General features: G+C 72.5%; 17 protein-coding genes. 7 read left to right on the top strand and 10 right to left on the bottom strand.

Annotated features, from left to right (window positions below):
* Positions 1 to 277: 277 nt before the first annotated feature.
* From LXM90_RS02115 to purQ, 5 genes are all read left to right on the top strand, one after another.
* Entirely contained in the window at positions 278 to 1,669 is a 1,392-nt protein-coding gene (locus LXM90_RS02115; RefSeq protein WP_020093985.1) for an ActS/PrrB/RegB family redox-sensitive histidine kinase, read from the top strand.
* A gap of 46 nt (positions 1,670 to 1,715) precedes the next feature.
* On the top strand, positions 1,716 to 2,315 hold the full coding sequence (locus LXM90_RS02110; RefSeq protein WP_012321283.1) for an ActR/PrrA/RegA family redox response regulator transcription factor: 600 nt from the start codon (positions 1,716 to 1,718) through the stop codon (positions 2,313 to 2,315).
* A 114-nt stretch (positions 2,316 to 2,429) separates the two neighbouring features.
* Complete coding sequence (locus LXM90_RS02105; RefSeq protein WP_012321282.1) at positions 2,430 to 2,669, top strand: hypothetical protein; 240 nt, start codon at positions 2,430 to 2,432, stop codon at positions 2,667 to 2,669.
* Between the two features lie 176 nt (positions 2,670 to 2,845).
* A complete protein-coding gene (purS, locus tag LXM90_RS02100) occupies positions 2,846 to 3,085 on the top strand; it encodes a phosphoribosylformylglycinamidine synthase subunit PurS (protein ID WP_020093986.1) in 240 nt (79 codons plus the stop codon).
* Positions 3,085 to 3,765, top strand: a complete 681-nt coding sequence (gene purQ, locus LXM90_RS02095; RefSeq protein WP_020093987.1) for a phosphoribosylformylglycinamidine synthase subunit PurQ — start codon at positions 3,085 to 3,087, stop codon at positions 3,763 to 3,765. The genes purS and purQ overlap by 1 nt, the downstream gene beginning before the upstream one ends.
* A 431-nt stretch (positions 3,766 to 4,196) precedes the next feature.
* On the opposite strand, the gene LXM90_RS02090 is transcribed toward purQ, so the two are convergent.
* The 5 genes from LXM90_RS02090 to LXM90_RS02070 all read right to left on the bottom strand — a co-directional run bounded on the left by LXM90_RS02090 (position 4,197) and on the right by LXM90_RS02070 (position 10,950).
* Complete coding sequence (locus LXM90_RS02090) at positions 4,197 to 6,629, bottom strand: penicillin-binding protein 1A (RefSeq protein WP_020093988.1); 2,433 nt, start codon at positions 6,627 to 6,629, stop codon at positions 4,197 to 4,199.
* A 170-nt stretch (positions 6,630 to 6,799) separates the two neighbouring features.
* Positions 6,800 to 8,059, bottom strand: coding sequence for an N-acetylmuramoyl-L-alanine amidase (locus tag LXM90_RS02085; RefSeq protein WP_020093989.1), 1,260 nt, complete (start codon positions 8,057 to 8,059; stop codon positions 6,800 to 6,802).
* A gap of 136 nt (positions 8,060 to 8,195) precedes the next feature.
* Positions 8,196 to 8,747, bottom strand: coding sequence for a hypothetical protein (locus LXM90_RS02080; protein WP_020093990.1), 552 nt, complete (start codon positions 8,745 to 8,747; stop codon positions 8,196 to 8,198).
* Positions 8,748 to 8,991: 244 nt separating this feature from the next.
* A complete protein-coding gene (locus LXM90_RS02075; protein WP_026605054.1) occupies positions 8,992 to 9,348 on the bottom strand; it encodes a phasin in 357 nt (118 codons plus the stop codon).
* A 330-nt stretch (positions 9,349 to 9,678) separates the two neighbouring features.
* Positions 9,679 to 10,950, bottom strand: a complete 1,272-nt coding sequence (locus LXM90_RS02070; protein WP_103985564.1) for a glycosyltransferase — start codon at positions 10,948 to 10,950, stop codon at positions 9,679 to 9,681.
* 124 nt (positions 10,951 to 11,074) lie between these two features.
* Between LXM90_RS02070 and LXM90_RS02065 the strand changes: the two genes are divergently transcribed.
* Positions 11,075 to 12,328: a glycosyltransferase family 4 protein gene (locus LXM90_RS02065; protein WP_234081623.1), complete on the top strand. Its 1,254-nt coding sequence runs from the start codon at positions 11,075 to 11,077 to the stop codon at positions 12,326 to 12,328.
* 211 nt (positions 12,329 to 12,539) lie between these two features.
* Entirely contained in the window at positions 12,540 to 12,716 is a 177-nt protein-coding gene (locus LXM90_RS02060) for a hypothetical protein (RefSeq protein ID WP_165923182.1), read from the top strand.
* A 21-nt stretch (positions 12,717 to 12,737) separates the two neighbouring features.
* Here the strand turns inward: LXM90_RS02060 and LXM90_RS02055 are convergent, their stop codons facing one another.
* From LXM90_RS02055 to LXM90_RS02035, 5 genes are all read right to left on the bottom strand, one after another.
* Positions 12,738 to 15,257, bottom strand: coding sequence for a putative bifunctional diguanylate cyclase/phosphodiesterase (locus LXM90_RS02055; RefSeq protein ID WP_234081622.1), 2,520 nt, complete (start codon positions 15,255 to 15,257; stop codon positions 12,738 to 12,740).
* 94 nt (positions 15,258 to 15,351) lie between these two features.
* Complete coding sequence (locus LXM90_RS02050) at positions 15,352 to 17,034, bottom strand: acyl-CoA dehydrogenase family protein (RefSeq protein ID WP_100252510.1); 1,683 nt, start codon at positions 17,032 to 17,034, stop codon at positions 15,352 to 15,354.
* Positions 17,035 to 17,266: 232 nt separating this feature from the next.
* The gene (locus LXM90_RS02045) at positions 17,267 to 17,473 is read right to left on the bottom strand and encodes a hypothetical protein (protein ID WP_012321270.1); all 207 of its coding nucleotides are present in this window, start codon (positions 17,471 to 17,473) and stop codon (positions 17,267 to 17,269) included.
* A 114-nt stretch (positions 17,474 to 17,587) separates the two neighbouring features.
* On the bottom strand, positions 17,588 to 19,138 hold the full coding sequence (locus LXM90_RS02040) for an FAD-dependent oxidoreductase (RefSeq protein ID WP_234081620.1): 1,551 nt from the start codon (positions 19,136 to 19,138) through the stop codon (positions 17,588 to 17,590).
* A gap of 126 nt (positions 19,139 to 19,264) precedes the next feature.
* On the bottom strand, positions 19,265 to 20,173 hold the full coding sequence (locus LXM90_RS02035; protein ID WP_234081619.1) for a DMT family transporter: 909 nt from the start codon (positions 20,171 to 20,173) through the stop codon (positions 19,265 to 19,267).
* Positions 20,174 to 20,245 lie beyond the last annotated feature (72 nt).

The following is a 20,245-nucleotide window of genomic DNA, read 5'->3' as shown; positions in this document are numbered from 1 at the left end:
CCTCGCGGTCTCGCTCCGGCCGCGGGCATCGAGCCGCGCGGCCCATACCCCCTGCAACCCGAGTCGGTAGGATAATGCTCCACCCTGAACGCGGGCGGAACATCCCGGAGCTGCGGCGACTTGCCTGTGACCACGTCCGCGGGCGATCGTCCGCCAGCGACGACGTGTCCGGGGCGGTGAGCCGGGATTCCCATCGCCGCGTCATGCGAAGGGAGTCCACGGGACGCCGCGCCGGCGGGTCCGTCCGGCGACGCACCGATACAGCCCGTTACAGCCCATGCCCGATACCGATCTCAGCGGCCTCGGTCGCGACGCGCGACACCTGCGGCTCGACACCTTCGTCCGCCTGCGCTGGCTCGCCATCACGGGCCAGAGCGCGGCGGTCGTCGGGGCGCAGTTCGGCCTCGGCCTGCCGCTGCCGTTCGGCTGGTGCTTCCTGGTGATCGCCACCTCGTCCTGGCTGAACCTCGCCCTGCGGATCCGCTTCCCGGCGAGCTACCGGCTCAGCGACGATTCCGCGGCCCTGCTCCTCGCCTTCGACATCGTGCAGCTCGCGGCCCTGCTGTTCCTCACGGGCGGGCTCCAGAACCCGTTCTCGCTGCTGTTCCTCGCCCCGGTGCTGATCTCCGCCACCGCCCTACCCCCCGAGCGGACCCTGGCGCTGGGCCTCCTGGCGGTGGGCCTCGCGACGCTGCTCGCCCTGGTGCACCGGCCCCTGCCCTGGTTCGCGGACGGGCGGATCGAGCTGCCGTTCCTGTACGTCTCCGGCGTCTGGACCGCGATCCTGCTCGGCACCGCCTTCACGGGCGTCTACGCATGGCGGGTCGCCGAGGAGACCCGGCTCCTCGCCCAGGCGCTCGCCGCCACCGAGCTGGTGCTCGCCCGCGAGCAGCACCTGTCGCAGCTCGACGGGCTCGCGGCCGCGGCTGCCCACGAATTGGGCACACCGCTGGGCACGATCATGGTGGTGACCAAGGAGCTGATCCGCCAGCTCGGCCCCACCGCCTCGCCGGCGGTGGCGGAGGATCTCAACCTGCTGCGCGAGCAGGTCGACCGCTGCCGCGGCATCCTCGGCAAGCTGACCTCCCTCGACGGGGACGGGGCCGGGGCCGGCTTCCTGGAGACGGTGACGTTCAGCCACCTCGTGGAGGAGCTGGTGGCGCCGCAGCGGGCACTCGGCGCTGCCCTCGCCGTCACCAGCGCCGGCGAGGGGCCGGAGCCGGCCTGCCGGCGCAACCCGGGCGTCATGTTCGGGCTCGCCAACATCCTCGACAACGCCGTCGACTTCGCCGAGGCCGGCGTCACCGTCGAGGGGCGCTGGACGCCCGACCGGGTCTGGATCGAGATCCGCGACGACGGCCCGGGCTTCTCCAGCGAGGTGCTGCTGCGGGCGGGCGAGCCCTACGTGACCACCCGCAGCCACGACCGGCCGCAATCCGGCGGCACCGTGGGGGCCGGCCTCGGCCTCGGGCTGTTCATCGCCAAGACCCTGATCGAGCGCTCGGGAGCGCAGCTCGCCCTGATGAACGTCGCGGCGCCGGACGCCCACGGGGCGATCGTGCGCGTCTCCTGGGCCCGCCACATCTTCGAGCGCGGCGCCGCGCCGCGACATTCTCCGGAACTCAGTATCCGCGCCCCCCTGCCACCGGGCGATGCCGTACCTATATGAGGGACAGACCAAGAACCCGACGACGAAAACCCGAAAGGAGTGCCGGATGCTCACGCAGCCCGGGACCTCGGCGGCGACCGACCCCGCCGTGATCAACGATGCCGATCCGCTGGCCGCCTTCTCCGACCGCAGCCTGCTGATCGTCGACGACGACAAGCCCTTCCAGACCCGCCTCGCGCGCGCCATGGAGAGCCGCGGCTACCATGTGCAGGTGGCCGACAGCGTCGCGGACGGCGTCTCCGCCGTCGAGGCGCGCGCGCCCGCCTTCGCGGTGATCGACATGCGCCTCGGCGACGGCAATGGCCTCGACGTGATCGCCCGCCTCAAGGAGCGCCGGCCCGAGGCCCGCGGCGTGATCCTCACCGGCTACGGCAACATCGCCACCGCGGTCACCGCGGTGAAGCTCGGCGCCTTCGACTACCTCGCCAAGCCCGCCGACGCCGACGAGATCCACGGCACGCTGATGGCGCAGCCGGGCGAGCGGGCCGACCCGCCCGAGAACCCGATGTCGGCCGACCGGGTCCGCTGGGAGCACATCCAGCGCGTCTACGAGCTGTGCAGCCGCAACGTCAGCGAGACCGCCCGGCGCCTCAACATGCATCGGCGGACCCTGCAGCGGATCTTGGCCAAGCGCGCGCCGCGCTGAGGCCGGACCGCTCCGGCGCCGTCCGGTCGGTTGCATCGCCCCGCCTCTGTGGGCTAGCTGCGCGGGTCCCGGACGGTTCGTCCGGGGCCCGAAATCTTTTCGAGGGCGGATCTCGTGAACGGGCGCAACGCCATCACCATCATCAGCATGATGGTCCTCGTCGGCACCGAGGTCTTCGCCGTGGCCATCGCGGCGGGCTGGGCCATCGCGGGCATCTTCGATCTCGGCGACCGGGTCGGGCACGTCCTGATGGGGCTGTTCAGCCTGTTCGCGGCCTGGATCATGCTCCAGCTCTGGCGCCGGGCGACCAGCATCGAGCCCCTGCGGGGCCCGGCTCCGGCGGCGCATCGCTGAACGAGCGCGCACGGGCGACTTTTCCGTTCAAGTTGCATCCAGCAGCGGAATGATCCCTATGCGTGCGGCGTGTTCGACAGTGCGCCGGCCTTCCTGTTAGAAGCGACCGGCGACGGTCTGTGTGACGTTGTCGCAGGTCACACCCCCGTCCCGACACGCGTGAGACCCGTAGATCCATGAAAGCCCGTATCATCGTCACCCTGAAGACCGGTGTGCTGGACCCGCAGGGCAAGGCGATCGAGGCCGCCCTCAGGTCCCTCGGCATCGAGGGCGTCGACGGCGTCCGTCAGGGCAAGGTCTTCGACATCGAGGTGTCGGCAGCCGACGGCGCCGCCGCCGAGGCGACGCTGCGCACGGCCTGCGAGAAGCTCCTAGCCAACACCGTCGTCGAGAACTACGCGATCGAGATCCTCTGATGCACGCCGCGGTCGTCGTCTTCCCGGGTTCCAACCGCGAGTCGGACGTCGTCCGGGCCCTGCGGCGCTCCGGCGCGCAGGTGAGCCTCGTCTGGCACGCGGACCACGCGCTCCCCGCCGGCACCGACCTCGCCGTCCTGCCCGGCGGCTTCTCGTACGGCGACTACCTGCGCTGCGGCGCCATCGCCGGCCGGGCCGCCGCCATGGACGCGGTCCGGGCCCACGCGGCCCGCGGCGGCCTCGTGCTCGGTATCTGCAACGGCTTCCAGATCCTGTGCGAATCGGGCCTGCTGCCCGGCGTGCTGATGCGCAACATCGACCGGCGCTTCATCTGCCACCGGCAGACGCTCCGGGTGGAGCGCACCGACACCCGCTTCACCAGCGCCTACACTCAGGGTCAGGTGATCGACGTCTGCGTCGCCCACGGCGAAGGCAACTACTTCGCCGATCCCGAGGCGCTGGCGCGGATCGAGGGCGAGGGCCGGGTCGCCTTCCGCTACTGCGACGCGACCGGGGCGATCACCGTCGAGGCGAACCGCAACGGCTCCCTCAACGCCATCGCGGGCGTCCTGTCGGAGACCGGGAACGTCCTCGGGATGATGCCGCACCCGGAGAACTTCGTCGAGGATCTGGTCGGCGGGACCGACGGGCGCGGGCTTTTCGACAGTCTGGCGGCCTGAGATCGACGGGAGAGAACACACCTTAACTCCGCATTAAGGTTTTCGAGGCATAAACAGGCATCCAGTGATCTGGATGTCGAGTTGGACATGTTTGTCCGCTCTGTTTTGATGCCTCCCTGATGACTCCTCGAGCCGCTCCCTCCGGGGCGGCTTTTTTCTGTGCGCCTGCGGAGCGCGACGCTGGTCGGTGCCGAGGGGCGGGTCTCGCCCGAGAACGGCCCGCGCGAACTTGGCCGCCGCACCTTCCGGCCCTTCGGGCAAAGCTGCGCGATCCCGGACGGCGCCGGTCGCGATCGCGGGCCTCTCGCCCCGGCGATGACCCGTCCGTCGCACCGTCGCCCCGGATCCGTAACGCGAAAGCCCAGGCCGGGCGGACCCGACCTGGGCTGAGAGCGATCTCGGCTGACAGCGGCTGGGCGGGGCGAGCCGCCTCAGTACAATCCGCCGGCCTGAGCGGCCCGGTCGGGATCGGGCGCGACCGCCGCCGGGGCGGCCGCCTGGCCGCCGCCGCCGGAGGACGGCGCCGAGTAGGAATCCGGCGGCGCGGTGCCCGGCTTGAACGCCTCCAGGATCGTCCCGGCGCCCTCCCCCGAGCCGGCGCGGGTGCCGCTCGCGAGGTTGATGCGGATCAGCTTGATGCCCGGGGGCACGCGGAACGGCGTCGGCGGCTTGTCCTTGAGGGCCGTCTTCAGGAACTCCAGGGCGATCGGCGCCGCCAGGCCGCCGCCGGTGGCGCGGTCGCCGAGCGAGCGGGGCTTGTCGAAGCCGATATAGATGCCGACCGCCAAGTCCGGCGAGAAGCCCACGAACCACGCGTCCTTGGCGTCGTTCGTCGTGCCGGTCTTACCGGCGAGCGGCTTGCCGATCTGCTTCAGGATCGTGGCGGTGCCGCGCTGGACCACGCCCTCCATGATCGAGACCATCTGGTAGGCGGTCAGCGGGTCGAGCACCTGCTCGGAATCGTCCACCAGCTTCGGCTCGTCCTGGCCCGACCACTTCTCGGCGTCGCAGCCGATGCACTTGCGGTTGTCGTGCCGGTAGATCGTCTCGCCGATGCGGTCCTGGATCCGGTCGATCAAGGTCGGCCGGATGCGCCGGCCGCCGTTGGCCAGCATCGAGTAGGCGGTGACCATGCGCATGACCGTGGTCTCGCCCGCGCCGAGCGACATGGGCAGCACCGGCAGCATGTCGTCGTAGACGCCGAAGCGGCGGGCGTACTCGGCGATGAGCGGCATGCCGACATCCTTGGCGAGCCGGACCGTCATCAGGTTCTTCGAGTGCTCGATGCCGTAGCGCAGGGTGTGCGGGCCGCCCGACTTGCCGTCGTAGTTCGAGGGCGTCCAGGCCTCCTGGCCGGGGCCGGCCTCGATGGTGATCGGGGTGTCCTGGATGATCGAGGCGGGGGTGTAGCCGTTGTCCAGCGCCGCCGAGTAGACGATCGGCTTGAACGAGGAGCCGGGCTGGCGCATCGCCTGGGTGGCGCGGTTGAACTCGGACTCGTCGTACGAGAAGCCGCCGACCATCGCGTGCACGCGGCCCGTGTTCGGGTCCATGGCCACGATGGCGCCCGAGACCTCGGGCTTCTGGCGCAGGCGGAACTGGCCGCGGCCGCCGTCCATCGCCTCGACATAGACCATGTCGCCGGGCTGGAGATTGGCGCGGCCGGCCCAGCGCATGCCCTCGGGGACGATCACGCCGGTCTCGCGGTCTTTGCCGACCTGGCCGGAGGCCTCGCGCCGGGGCTGCAGGCCGATCTGCACGCCGCCGCCGCCGTTGCCCAGCACCACGGCGAGCCGCCAGGGCGCCACGTCGCCGAGCGCCGGAACCTCGGCCGCCGCCATGCCCCAGTCGCGTCCGGTCAGGTCGACCTTGGTGACCGGACCGCGCCAGCCATGAGCCTGGTCGTAGCGCACGAGGCCGTCGACCAGCGCCTTGCGGGCCCAGGCCTGCATCTTCGGGTCGAGGGTCGTGCGCACCGAGAGGCCGCCCTCGTAGAGCTTCTTCTCGCCGTAGCGCTCGGAGATCTCGCGGCGGACCTCCTCGGTGAAGTAGTTGGCGTTGGCGGCGTTCGGGAAGGCGACGCGCGGGTTGACGCCGAGCGGCATCTTCTTGGCGGACTCCGCCTCCTCCCGGGTGATGTAGCCGTTCTCCGCCATCAGGCGGATGATCTCGTTGCGGCGGTCGAGGGCCGCCTGGGTCTTGCGGTAGGGGTGGTAGTTGTTCGGCCCCTTCGGCAGGGCGGCGAGGTAGGCCGCCTCGTTGATGGTCAGCTCGTGGACCGACTTGCCGAAATAGTCGAGCGCCGCGGCCGCGACGCCGTGCAGGTTGCGGCCGGGCACGATCGTGCCGAGGAAGATCTCGTTGAGGTAGAGCTCGAGGATCTTGTCCTTCGAGTAGGCCGCCTCGATCCGGAGCGCGAGCAGCGCCTCCTTGATCTTCCGGTCGTAGGTCTGCTCGGAGGAGAGCAGGAAGTTCTTGGCAACCTGCTGGGTGATGGTCGAGGCGCCCTGCCGCTTGCCCGACTTGGCGTTGGTCAGGAAGGCGCGCACGATCCCCTCGGGGTCGATGCCGCCGTGCTTGTAGAAGTTCTTGTCCTCGGCCGACAGGAAGGCCGCGACGACGATCTTCGGCATCGCCTGGATCGGCAGGTACAGCCGGCGCTCGCGGGCGTACTCGGCCAGCAGCGAGCCGTCCGCCGCGTGGACGCGGGTCATCACCGGCGGCTCGTAATTGGAGAGCGCGGCGTGGTCGGGCAGGTCCTGGCTGTACTTCCAGTAGAAGTAACCGCCCACCGCCGCGCCGACCACGAACAGCACCGCGGCGGCGCTGAACAGGATCCCAAAGAAACGGAGGATCAGACGCATCCGGTGTTCCGCTCGTCGCTGGCCCGGCCGAATGCCGGAATCGGCTCATCCGGCGCGTGCACCCCGCGCGCTGCGCGGCCGGCCCCCGGACGGTCCCGTGAGACCCCCTCGGAATGCCGGTTTCGGCGGCCATGCGACGGGGCGTCGGACGTCCCGTATCGACACTCTATCTATGGTGAAACTGGGGCGGCGGCGGCCGCGCGGCGCGTCGGGGCCGGCCGGCCGAGCGTGGCGCGGTTGGTGAAGAACTGGTCGATCGCCTTGGCCATGGAGCCGGTGACGTCGGCCCGCCACTCCGGCGATTGCAGCATCTCCAGGTCGCGCTTGCTGGAGAGATAGCCGAGTTCCACGAGCACGCTCGGCACGTCGGGGGAGCGCAGCACCACGAAGCGCGCCTCGCGGTGGGGCTTGGCGCTCATCTTCATCACGGGGGCGAGCTGGCCCATCAGCGTGCGGGCGAAGCCCGACGAGAAGCCCCGCGTCTCGCGCAGGGTCAGCTCCTGCAGGATGTCGGCGATGTCCGGCGGCGCCTCGGCGGCGTCGACGCCCGCGGCGGAATCCGCCCGGTTCTCGCGCTCGGCGAGCTTGGCGGATTCGGCGTCCGTGGCCTTCTCGGAATTGGTGTAGATCGTGGCGCCGCTCACCTGGGGCGCCGCCGAGATCGAGTCCGCATGGATCGACACGAACAGGTCGGCCCTGGCGTCGCGGGCGAGGCGCACCCGCTCGGCCAGCGGCACGAACACGTCGCGGTCGCGGGTCATCCGGACCCGGTAGCGGCCGCCCGCCTCCAGCCTCGCCACGAGGGCCTGGGCGAAGCCGAACACGATGTCCTTCTCGAACACGCCGCCCACCGCGATGGCGCCGGGATCGGTGCCGCCGTGGCCGGCATCGACCATGATCAGCGGCCGCTGGTCGGCGGGCTCCGGCGCCGCGGCGCGGGCCTGGGCGGGGGCGGGATCGGCGGTGGCGGCGGCCTTGCGGAACGCGTCGCGGTCGGCGCGCTGCAGCGGGATCGTGAGCAGCACCGCGCCGTCACGCGGCCGCGTCGCGGTCTCGATCTTCCCGACGATGGCGGGCGCGGTGAGGTCGATCACGATGCGGGACCGCCCGGGCGCGAACAGGCCGTAGCGGAAGCTCTGCACGAGGCCGTCGCGGCGGCTGCCGGTCCCGGAATCGAGCTGGAAGTTGACCTCGGGCAGGTCGATCACCGCCCGGTCGGGCCGCTCCATCACGAAGCCGCGGGCCTCGACGGCCCGGGACAGAGTCAGGGTGAGGCGCGTGGTGCCGGCCTGGCTCGCGACGTCGGCCCCGATGGCGACGGCCGGCTTCTCGCCGTTCTGCGCGGCAGCCGGCATCCCCGTCAGCGCCGGCAGGAGCGCGACGGCGAGGCGGAGCCATGCGGAACGGATCAGGCGCGCGCAGTTCGGCATCGGTCCGGTGTCGTCTCCCGTGCCCTCCGTTAAGGCATGGGACCGGCTTGGTTAACGGGTCGTTGCCGCCGCGGGTTCGATCGGGCCGGCCTTGTGGCCGGGATGCGACAAGTCCCGGCCGCCCGGGCGCCGCGCCTCAGCGGTACGCGACGACCCGGCTCGCCTGCCCGACCACCGTGACCCAGCAGGTCAGGGACGCGTCGGCGGCCCGCTGGACCTCGCCGACCTGCAGGCGGATGACGTCGGCCGGCGAGCGGGCACCCGAGAGCGCCCGCAGATGCGCGACGGCCGCCTCGCCCTCGCCGCGCACGTAGCGGGCGATGATCGAGCCGATCTCGACGACGTCGAGGCGGTCGGGGGTGAAGCTGATTCGGTTCGCGGCCGCGACGAGTCCCGGACCCGCGCCCGGCACCGGCCGGGGGGCGATGTCGATCACCGCCCCGGTTCCGGACTCGGCTTCGGACCGGGCTTCGAACTCGGCTTCGGACGTCGTCGCGGCGGCTGTGGCCACCGGGTCGGACGGGACGTCCACCGCGCCGTCGGGCGCGGTCTCGGCGCCGGTCCGGACGGCCTCGGCGAAGTGGTCAGGCGATTGGTCAGGCGCCGGAGCGGGCGCTTGATCGGGTTCATCCGCCGCGATCGGGGCGGCTGCGGCCTGGATCTCGGGGGGGGCCGACGCGTCCTGCAACGGCTGGGGCGTCCCGGCGGGACGGCTCCTCGGTCGACGCGGCTTTCCCATCGCGCGATCTCCTCCTGTCGGCGTCGGCCCGTCTCGACGGAGCGGCGGCCGGAGGTCGTGCGCGGCCGGCTCGCCGGCGGTGTCGGCGCCGGGCCCGTGACGCCCGGGCGTCAGAGCGGGGGATCCGGCGGGCCTGGACGGCCCTGCCGGATCCCGGTCTTCGTGCCCCGATCGCGGACCGGGGCGGCCGGCCTCAGCGGGCGGCGGCGTTCTGCGCCAGGGTGCCGTAATCCTTGGCCTGGGCCTGGAGCGCGGCGAACTGGCTGCGGACGAACTCGGACTGGAGCTCGAACGCCTCGCGGAGATCCTTCGTGCGCACCAGCTTCTGGGCGAAGTCGAAGGTCGCGTTGGCGTTGGCCTGCGCGTGATCGAACCCCTTCGCGACCGCGGCGCTGAGGGTCGACTGGAAGGTCTGGCCCGAGGCCTGGACCTGCTCGGCGGCCTTCACGGCGTTCGCCATCATGGTGCCGACGGCGGTCCGGGCCTGATCGACGCTCTTGTCGGCGAAGTCGCGCATCTCGGTCGGGATCTCGAAGTTCGGGGTCTGCATCGATGTCTCCAGCATCATCCTTGGAGCGGGACGCCGCATGCGTCCGCGTTGACGCCCCTCTATATGTTGCACTGCAACAAGAAGTCAAGTGCAGGTTCGGGGCGCACTCACGGATCCGGAGGCCCGATAAAGTTCCGATCCGATGATGTCACGAAGTCATCGACCCGGTGCCAGGGCCAGATAGCAGGTTGCGAGCAAGCTACACCATTGACTCAGTCGGCTAAGATTGCTGATCCCCGCGGAAACCCGATTGGCAAAAAACTATCTCCCTGTCCAGAGGGGCGCGAACGGATCGTGAATTCTTCTGGTATACCAAGCACACCGGAGGATTCAGGATCGTTGCTCCAGGGCGAGCGCGGGTGGATGCTGCATCGCACCGGCCGCCGATTCGGCCAGGCCGGCGTAGAGCGCGCGGAGCGCCGCTGTGTGAGCCGCCAGACCCATCGGGGCCACCCGGAAGAGGCGGCGCGCCTCGGCCCCGAGGGCGGCCGCCAGGGCGTCGTCCCGGAGCGCCGCGAACGCCTCGGCGAGGGGCGCGATCTCCGGCGCGACCACGAAGCCGGTCCGGCCGTGCCGGACCTTCTCAGCGGCGCCGGAGCGGTCGGAAGCCACGACCGGAATGCCGGCCGCCAGCGCCTCGTAGACCGTGAGCGGCCCGGTCTCGTACCAGCGGGAGGGCGCGGCGAGCGCCCGGGCGCGGGCCCGGAGCGTCGCCCAGACCGCCTCGGGCCGCTGCCAGCCGATCACCTCGACGCCGTCCCGGGCGCGCAGCTCCGCCTCCAGGGGCCCGGCGCCGATGAACAGGGCCGGGAGCCCCGCGGCGCGGGCGGCGTCGGCCACGAGGTCGGCGCCCTTCTCGCGGGTGAGGCGCCCCACATAGGCGATCGCGTCGCCGCGGGCGGGCTCGGCCGCCGGCCCGTCCGGGAGCCGGACGGGATTGTCGATCCTGTGATGCGCTAGGGCGTAGCCGCCCAGGAGGGCGCCGAGCCGCTGGCGGCTGGCATCGCAGACATGGACGACGTGGAGCGGGCGGCGTCGGCTGGCCCGGCCGACGACCTGACGCAGCGCCGCGGCGCGGGCGACTCGCACGGCCTTGTGCACCCGGCTGCGCGGGTCGCAGGGCGCCGCCAGGCAGGCGGCCGACAGGGGCGCGAGCCCGCAGGGCTCGGCCCGGTCGAAGCGGTAGTAGACGCCGTTCGGGCAGGCCAGGGCGTAGTCGTGCAGCGTGACGACCAGCGGCACCCCGGTCTCCGACAGGACCGGGACGATCGCCGGCGACAGGGTCCGGGTCCACTGGTGCAGGTGGATGCAGTCCGGCGGCGCGGCGAGGCCGGCGAGGGCGTCGGCGAGCCGGCGTGCGGCGGCCGCGTGCCAGATCCCGGCGGCGGCGGCCCGCGCGGCACCGAGCGACCAGATGTCGGGCAGGCCGAGGTCGATCCGGCGGATGCCGGCATGGTCGAGGAGCGGGTCGACGGGGCCCGGGATCGCCTGGATGTAGGTGACGCCGAGGCCGGCCTCGGCGAGCCCGCGGGCCGATTCGAGCGCGACCTTCTCGGCGCCGCCGCTGGCGGCCGCGAACTCGGCCAGGATCACGACGTGCACGGTGAACCCTCCCGGGGATCGATCGCTCTCGCGCGCCGGGAGGATGGGGCAGACCGGTTTACGGGCGATCAACCGCGGCCGGATACAGCTGTCGGTCCCGGATCGCAGCGGCGGAAGTCCTGACGTGCACGTCGTCCTCGTCGCAGACCACGCCGCGATCAACGGCGGCCAGGCCAAGGTGGCCATCGAATCCGCCCTGGGGCTCGCCGCCCGGGGGATCCGCGTCAGCCTGTTCGCCGCGGTCGGCCCGGTGGACCCGCGGCTCGAGCCGGCCGGCGTCCGGGTGGTCTGCCTGGACCAGGACGACGTCACCACGGCGCGCAGCAAGCTCGCCTTCGCGGTCCAGGCGATCTGGAACGGGCCGGCCTGCCGCGCCCTGGCGGCGGAACTCGCCGCCTGCGATCCCCGCGACACGCTGGTCCACGTCCACGCCTTCGCCAAGGCGCTGTCGCCGTCGATCGGCACCGCGCTCCGGGCCTCGGGGCTGCCCTGCCTCTACACGATGCACGAGTTCTTCCTCGTCTGCCCGACCGGCGGCTTCTACGCCTACCCGGCGCAGCGGATCTGCCACCGCACCCCGATGTCGCCCGCCTGCATCGTGGCGAACTGCGACGCGCGCAGCTACCCGCGCAAGGTGGCCCGGATGGTCCGCCACGCCGGCCTCGCCCACGTGGCCCGGCTGCCGGAGCTGTTCGCCCACGTCATCACGATCAGCGACCTGCAGGAGAGCGTCGTGCGGCCGCTCCTGCCCCGCGGCACCGCCTTCCACCGGGTCGACAACCCCATCGCGGTGGCGCCGGCGCCGGTCCACGACGGGCCGCCGGGCGACTTCCTGTTCGTCGGGCGGATCTCCACCGAGAAGGGCGCGCCGATCTTCGCCGAGGCGGCCCGCCGGGCGGGCGTGCGGGCGGCCTTCGTGGGCGACGGCCCCGAACGGGCCGACCTCGCCGCGCGCTATCCCGAGGCGGTGATGCTCGGCTGGCGCGACGCCGCGGCCGTGCAGGCGCTGATGCGGCGGGCCCGGGCGCTGGTCTTCCCGAGCGTCTGGTACGAGGGCCAGCCGCTCACCGTCTACGAGGCGCTGGCCTGCGGCGCGCCGGTGATCGTGAGCGACGCCTGCGCGGGCCGCGAGGCCGTGGCCGACGGCGAGACCGGATTCTGGTTCCGCTCGGGCGACCCGGACGACCTCGCCGCGCACCTGCGCCGCCTGACCGACGACGGCCTCGCCGCCCGGATGGGCCGGGCCGCGCACGAGCGCTACTGGGCCGCGCCCCTGACCCTGGACACCCATCTCGACCGTCTCGAGGCCGTCTACGGGACGGTCCTGCGCGAGGCCGCGGCCCGCGGCCCGCTCGGGCGGCCGCTGGCGACCGCCTGAGGACGATTCCGGTGCGCACGTCCTCGCGAGCGCGGCGGAGCAATCCAGGGCAGCGGGTCGCCTCGGCACGCGGCGCGGTTCTGCGTCGCTCCGCTGCGCGCGCGATGACGGGGCGCACCGATCAGGCCCGAAAGATCGGAAACACCCGCCCTCCCTCGCGTTGATGCCCACCGGCACCCTTGCGTGCCTCCGTCACGGACGAGCGAGCGACATGGCCGAGACCCACAAGCCGAACGAGACCAAGCCGGGCTTCCAGCAGGGCAGCGCCAAGCCGGGCGACGCCAAGAACCCCGACAACAAGCAGGAGAAGCTGAACGAGCGCCTGGACGACGCCCTGGAGGAGACCTTCCCGTCGAGCGACCCGGTCTCGGTGAAGGTCACCAAGTAGGTCCCGCGCGGGCCGGGCGGATCAGGCCGCCCGGTCGTCCGGGACCGCCTCCCGCGCGCGCTCGATCAGGCGGCGGGCCTCGGGACCCGGGACCGCGCGGCTGAACAGGAAGCCCTGAACCTCGTCGTAGCCCTCGGCGCGGAGCATCGCGAGCTGCTCGGCGGTCTCGACGCCCTCGGCGGTGGTGGCGATGCCGAGGCTGGTGCCCAGGCTCGCCACCGCGCGCACGATCGCCGTGCAGTGGGTGTTCTCGCCGACCTGGCTCACGAAGGAGCGGTCGAGCTTGATCTTGTCGAACGGGAAGCTGCGCAGGTAGCCGAGGCTGGAATAGCCGGTGCCGAAATCGTCCATCGCGATCCGGATGCCCATGGCCCGCAGCGCGTGCAGCGTCGCGAGGTTGGCGGCGCTGTCGGCGAGCAGGACCGATTCGGTGATCTCCAGCTCGAGGCGCCGCGGGTCGAGCCCCGCGGCGGCGAGCGCCCCGCGCACGGTCTCGACCAAGTCGCGGTTGCGGAACTGGATCGGGGAGAGGTTCACGGCGAGCCGGATCGCCTCCGGCCAGGTCGCCGCCTCGGCGAAGGCAGTCTGCATCACCCAGGCGCCGATCGGCACGATCAGGCCGGTCTCCTCGGCGAGCGGCACGAACTCGGCCGGAGAGACCGGGCCGTGCTCCGGGTGGTGCCAGCGCAGCAGCGCCTCGAAGGCGAGGATCCGACCGGCGCGGGCATCCATCAGCGGCTGGTAGACCAGCGAGAACTGGCCGCGGGCGAAAGCCTCGCGCAGCTCGTTCTCGCGCCGCCGCCGCGCCTGCACCCAGGCATCCATCTCCGGCTCGAAGCACCGGAAGGTGCCGCCGCCCTCGGCCTTCGCCCGGTAGAGGGCGAGGTCGGCGTTCTTCATCAGCGTCTCGGGATCAGTGCCGTCCCGGGGCAGGCAGGCGACGCCGATGCTGGTGCCGATGTGGCAATCCTGGCCGTCCAGCCGGAAGGGGCGGCCGAGTTCGGCGATCACCCGCGCGATCAGCCCGTCCGCCAGCGCCGGGAGGTCCGGCCCGCGCACCAGGATGGCGAACTCGTCGCCGCCGAGCCGGGCCACGAGGTCGTCCTCGCGCAGGCATCCGGCGATCCGCTCGGCCGCCTCGCGCAGCAGCTTGTCGCCGACCGGGTGGCCCAGCGTGTCGTTCACGATCTTGAACTTGTCGAGGTCGAGGCAGAGCAGCACCGCCGCCTCGCCGTCCCGGGCGTGGCGGGCGATCGCCTCGGCGAGGCGGTCCCGGAACAGCACGCGGTTCGGCAGCCCGGTGAGCGCGTCGTGATGGGCCATGTGGGCGATGCGGGCCTCGGCCCGGCGCCGCTCGGTCATGTCGATGGCGGCCTCGAGCACGGCCTGCCGCCCCTCGAACGGCATCGCCCGCTGGAACAGGGACACCTCGATCGCGGAGCCGTCGGCGCGGCGGTGGAGGGTGCCGGTGGGCGGCAGGCCGGGTGCCGGCGCCGCGTCGGCGGCCATGGCGAGATCGGCCGGCGCCCGCTCCAGGAACTGCTCGCGGCTGTAGCCGTAATGGGCGATGGCCGCGTCGTTGACCGCCAGGAACCGGTCGCGCGCGTCGGCCACGACCCACATCGGCACCGGGTTGTTCTCGAACAGGAGCCGGAACGAGGCCTCTCGGGCCTTGATGTCGCCGACATCCGTCATCGTGACCGAGACGAGATCGCCGACGCAGCCCGCCTCGACCTTGAGGTAGAGCGTGCCGCCGTCGGAGCGGGGACGGCTCAGCTCGAAGGCCGCGCGCCCGCCCCGCTCGACCATGGCGGCGAGCGTCGCGATCGTCCGCGCGGTGACGGCCCCCGGGAAGAGCTGGCCCACGCGCTGCCACTGCAGGGCGGCGGCGGGGCGTTCCAGCAGGCGCTCGGCCCCGCGGTTGAGGGCGACGATCTTGAAATCGACCGGCCGGCCGGCCGCGTCCCGGACCGTGCTGAGGGCCAGGATGCCCTGGTCGGTGGCGGTGAACATCGCCTGGACCAGCTCGGTCCGGACGCTCGCCCCGTCGAACCCGACCAGCACGAACGGCTCGCCCCAGCGGTTGCCCAGGGGCACGCCGACGAGGCGGGTCGATGTCACCACCCCGACGGCGAGGCGATCGCACCGGGCGAAGGCGGGCTGGCCGGACGTGAGGGCGGCCGCGACCATCTCGTCGACGGGCTCGCGCAGCTCGATCGGGAGCGCGTCGACTGGGAGGGTCTCCGTCGGGATGATCTCGGCCGGGACGATCCCGGACAACGCGCCCTCCGCGCCTTCGGCACCCTGCGCGAGCCAGGCGCCGAAGACCTGGCCCGCCCAGAGGATCCGGGCGGCCCGCCCGTCGCGGGTCGTCACCAGGGCGGCCCGGTCGGCGAGGCGGCCAAGACTCCCGAGCACGACGGCCTCGTAGGACGGGATCGGCGCCCCCGGCGTCCGGCAATCCTGCCAGTGCCGGAGGAGGTTCTTGCCCGTCTGTCCGTCGTCGTGCTGCGCGCTCACCGAGCCGCCCCAGTTGTTCACCGGGCGCCAGGAAGCAGGGACTTCGTTTAAGCCGGGTTCATATGCCGACTTATAATCCCATGATACGTACTATTCCCCAGCTCTAGACGGGATTTCAGGCAGACTCGAGCAGCCGGCGGGCGATCACCTGCGCCTGGATCTCCGCAGCGCCCTCGAAGATCGAGAGGATGCGCGCGTCGCACAGGATCCGGCTCACCGGGTACTCGAGCGCGAAGCCGTTGCCGCCGTGGATCTGGAGGGCGTTGTCGGCCGCCGCCCAGGCGACGCGGGCGCCGAGCAGCTTCGCCATCCCGGCCTCCAGGTCGCAGCGCTTGCCCTCGTCTTTCTCGCGGGCCGAGAAGTAGGTGAGCTGGCGGGCGATGTTGATCTCCACCGCCATCATGGCGAGCTTGTCGGCCACCCGCGGGAAGTTCACCAGCGCCTTACCGAACTGGACCCGCTCCTCGGCGTAGCGCAGGCCGACGTCGAGGGCCGACTGGGCGACGCCGATGGCGCGGGCCGCGGTCTGGATGCGGGCCGACTCGAAGGTCTGCATCAGCTGGGCGAAGCCCTTGCCCTCGACCTCGCCGAGCAGGTTGCCGCCCGGCACCTCGAAGCCCTCGAAGGCGAGCTCGTACTCCTTCATGCCGCGGTAGCCGAGCACCTCGATCTCGCCGCCCGACAGGCCCTGGACCGGGAAGGGATCCTCATCCGTGCCGCGGGGCTTCTCGGCGATCAGCATGGAGAGGCCCTTGTGGCCCTTCTCCTCGGGCTTGGTGCGCACCAGCACCGTCATGATGTCGGCGCGGACCGGGTGGGTGATCCAGGTCTTGTTGCCGGTGATCTTCCAGACGTCGCCCTCCTTCACCGCGCGGGTGCGCAGGCTCGCGAGGTCGGAACCGGTGTTCGGCTCGGTGAAGACAGCGGTGGGCAGGATGTCGCCGGAGGCGATCTTCGGCAGGAAGCGCTGCTTCTGCTCCTCGGTGCCGCCGCACAGGATCAGCTCCGCGGCGATCTCCGAGCGGGTGCCCAGCGAGCCGACGCCGATATAGGCGCGGGACAGCTCCTCCGAGACCACGCACATGGCGGTCTTCGGCAGGCCCATGCCGCCGTACTCCTCGGGGATCGTCAGGCCGAAGACGCCGAGTTCGGCCATCTTCTGCACGATCTCCATCGGGATGTAGGCGTTCTTCAGGTGCCACTCGTGCGCCTGATCGACCACCTCGGCCTTGCCGAAGCGGCGCATCTCGGAGCGGATCGCCTCCATGTCCTCGTCGAGGCCCGAGGCGCCGACGGTCGCCGAGCCGCCGCCGTCGCGCATCAGCGCCACCAGGGCGGCGCGGTTCTCGGGGGTGTTGCCCTCGGCGATCAGAGTCTCGACCGCGTCCGTGCGGTACGGGGCCACCTCCTTGGCGGAGAGGCCGAGCGACCCGGTGACGCGGACCATCTCGCCCTGGCTCATCGGGATGCCGGAGAACAGCTGGTCGAGATACTCGCCGGCGCCGATCCGGACGAGGAGTGCCTCGGTCTCGCCGAACCGGCCCTCCCCTTGCAGGCGCTCGGCGTAGCCGCCGAGCTCGTTCACCGCCTCCGCGTAGGTCGCGAGCCACGCGAGCCCGTGGGCGGCGTGCTGCTGGCCCTCGAGCTTGGCCGCGTCGATCCGCCCGTCCGTCCCGAGGATCCGCGTGCGGACCCGGCGCGTGGCCTCGGCGGCCAGCGCCTTCGCGCTCTCACCGGCGGCCTTGGTGAGGGCCACGAGATCCTGCGGCTCGGTCTGGATGGCGGGGGATGCGGACATGGTTCTCTGCTCGCGTGGCGTCTTCTTGGATCGGGTCTTTTAACCTGCCGCGGTCCGGAGCCGAAGCAGATTTCGTTTGTCTCGCCTTGAACTGAAGTTGAATACCGGGGCTGGCGGGCCGGCGCGCAGCCCTGCGAAGTCAAGGCCTGACCGGCGCGGCGACGCGCGACGCTCCGGACACTGATGATCGTGCCTTCAGCCTACCGAAACCTGCTCGCCGGACGGCCCCGGCTCAGCGCCTCTGCTCGCACCGGGTCTTCAGGTAGGACCCGTCCTCGCCCTTGAAGCCGGCATTGGCCGCCAGGACCGGACCCTGGACGAGGCATTCCTGGAGCGTGTGGGCCGGGCCCGTCACCACGTCGATAGCGGTCTCGCGCGAGCAGTCCGGGGCCTGGACGGAGGCGGCGCAGATGAGGGCGACGACGATAATCTGGTTCATGGGGCCTCCCGTGCGGGCCCGGCACGAGACGGCGGGCGGCGTCTACCGAAAGATGGACCGCCCGACCTTGTTCCCTCGGTCCGGCCTCCCCGACGTGGCGCCGATGTCGCGCCGTCACACCAGCGCGGCGAGATCCGCACCGGCCTCGATCCGGTCGGGGGCGGGCACGCGGCCCTCGCCCAGCAGGTGGAGGAACGCCGTGAAGGCGGGGTTGCGGCCGATGCTGCAGGCGGCGACCGCGCGGTTGTCGCGGACGTAGTAGGCGATGAAGTCGAGCGCCGCCGGGTCGCCCTGCAGGATGATCCGCTCGAAATCCGGCGCGTAGCCGCCGTAATCCAGGCGCTTGTCGCCCTGGTTGCTCCAGAAGAACGGCGCCCCCGCGAAGGCGCCGGTGGCGCCGAGCATCGCCCGGGCGACGTGCGTGCCGTGCTGCTGCGCCAGCCGCCAGTGCTCGATCCGCGCCGTGACGCCGCTGCCGCGCTCCGGGAAGGCCGCGATGTCGCCCGCGACCCAGACGTTGTCGGCGAGCTTCAGGTCGGCGCCGACCGGGAGGCCGCCGGACTCGTCCGGCTCCACCCCGGCGACGATCCCGGTCTCCGGCGCGGCGCCGGCGCCGATCAGCACGAGGTCGGCCGGAAGCCGCGCGCCGTCCTCGGTCTCGACGGCCTCGACGGAGCCGGTGCCGGCGATCCGCGCGACCGTGCCGGTCACGAAGGTCACGCCGTTGCCGGCGTGGTAGCGCTTCAGCGCCGCGCCCACGGCCTCGCCGAAGCGCTTGGCGAAGGGGACCTCCTCCCGGGACAGGACCGTCACCGACAGGCCGCGCTTGGTCAGGAAGGCCGCGGCCTCCAGGCCGATGAAGCCCGCGCCGATCACCACCACGCGCGTCGCCCGCTCCGCCGCGGCGCTGAGGCGCACCGCGTCGTCGAGGCTGCGCAGGGTCATCACGCCGTCGAGATCCCTTCCCTCGAAGTCCGGCACCACCGCGCGGCTGCCGGTGGCGATCAGCAGCGCGTCGCCGGTGAGTGTGCGCCCGTCCGCCAGCGCGACGCTGCGGCCGGCCGGATCGATCCGGGTCGCCTCGGCCTCGACCCGCTCGACCCGGTCGGCGGCGGCGAAATCCGGCTCCAGCAGGGTCTTCTCGGCCGGGGTGGGCTTGGCCAGGAACTGCTTGGACAGCTTGGTCCGGTCGTAGGGCGGGTGGCCCTCGCGGCCGACCAGGGTGATCGCCCCCGCGAAGCCCTCGCGCCGGAGCGTGGTGACGCAGGCGGCGGCGGCCGCACCGGTGCCGACGATCAGGACCGTCCCGACCGGGGTCTCGGCCTCTCGCCTCGCGGCCGGCTCGGGCGTCAGCGTCGCCACCGCCTCGCCGCCCTCGATCCGGACGGGATAGCGAGTCAGCGCCTCCAGCGCCGGCGGCTCCTCCACGCCGCCGTCGGCGACCGCGAAGGCCGCCTTGTGCCAGGGGCAGTAGAGCCGGCCGCCGCAGATCTCGCCCTTGGCCAGCGGCGCGCCGAGATGCGGGCACTTCGCCTGGAAGGCGCGCACCCCGTCGGCGTCGCGCACGAACAGCACCGCGTCGTCGCCGGCCTTGCCCTCGGCCTTGCCGCCGAGGGGGATCGCGTCGAGGGCGAGGCGGATCTCGCGGGGCTTGTCCTGGTTCATCCTCGCCTCGCGCGCTGCCGGCCCGGGCCGATCCGGCCCGCGCGCACCAAACCGCGAGGGCGCGAAGGGTTTCCGCGCCTTCCGTCGCAGGGGTCGCGGCCTCGGCGGCGACCGCCCGCGGCCATCTCAGCCGCGGCTCGCCACCGCCACGCCGAGGGCGGCGAGCGCCATGCCGGCGCCCTGCACGGGGGTCAGCACCTCGCCGAACAGCAGGTAGCCGAGGACGGCCGCGACCGGCGGCACGAGGAAGAACAGGGCGGCGACGCCCGCCACCGCGCCCCGCCGGATCAGCACCAGCAACAGCAGGATCCCGGCGACCGAGTTGACCAGGACCGCCCAGCCGAGGCCGAGCCACAGGGCGGGCGCCGGATCGAACGCGCCGCCGCCGAAGGCGAGCGCCAGCGGGATGGCGCAGGCCATGCCGCCGACGAACTGGAGGGTCGCGCCGGCCAGGAGATCGACCTGGCCGCCGGTGCGCTTCTGCCAGAGCGTGCCGAGGGTCAGCGCCAGCACCCCCAGGAGGCTGACGGCCAGCGCCGCCGGCGGGATCCCGGACGGGTCCGTGGCGCCGAGCTTCGGGGCGAGCACGAGGCCGGTGCCGACGAAGCCCATGAGGATCCCGAGCGCCCGCCGGCCACTGACGCGCTCGCCCAGCAGCGGCTGCGCCAGGAGCGCGGTGAGCAGCGGCTGGAGGCTGCCGACGAGCGCCGCGATGCCGGCCGGCAGCCCGTGGCTCACCGCCCAGAAGACGCCCGATAGGTAGACGCCCTGCATCAGGAAGCCCGCGACGACCGGGTCGCGCCACCCCGCCTGGTCCGCCGGCCAGCGCACCCGGGCGGCCGCGGCGATCAGGGCCAGCACCAGGGCGACGGCCGTGAAGCGGATTGCGGTGAAGGCCAGCGGATCGACGTGCGGCACGACCGCCCGGGCCGAGATGAAGCCCGTGGCCCAGATCGGGATGAACAGCGCCGGGAGAGCGCCGGACGCGAGCGTCGACGGGCGGGAGAGCGTAGGCATGGCCGCCGGACGGAGCATGCCGGCGCGCCCGGCGCAACGGTGATCTCGTCCGCGGGGCGCGACCGGCACCGGCGTGGCGCGGACGCGTCA

Origin of the sequence: Methylobacterium oryzae (assembly GCF_021398735.1) — a bacterium.
Classification (GTDB): domain Bacteria; phylum Pseudomonadota; class Alphaproteobacteria; order Rhizobiales; family Beijerinckiaceae; genus Methylobacterium.
The sequence above is the reverse complement of the archived record's forward strand: the minus strand, read 5'-3'. Positions and strand labels throughout refer to the sequence as shown.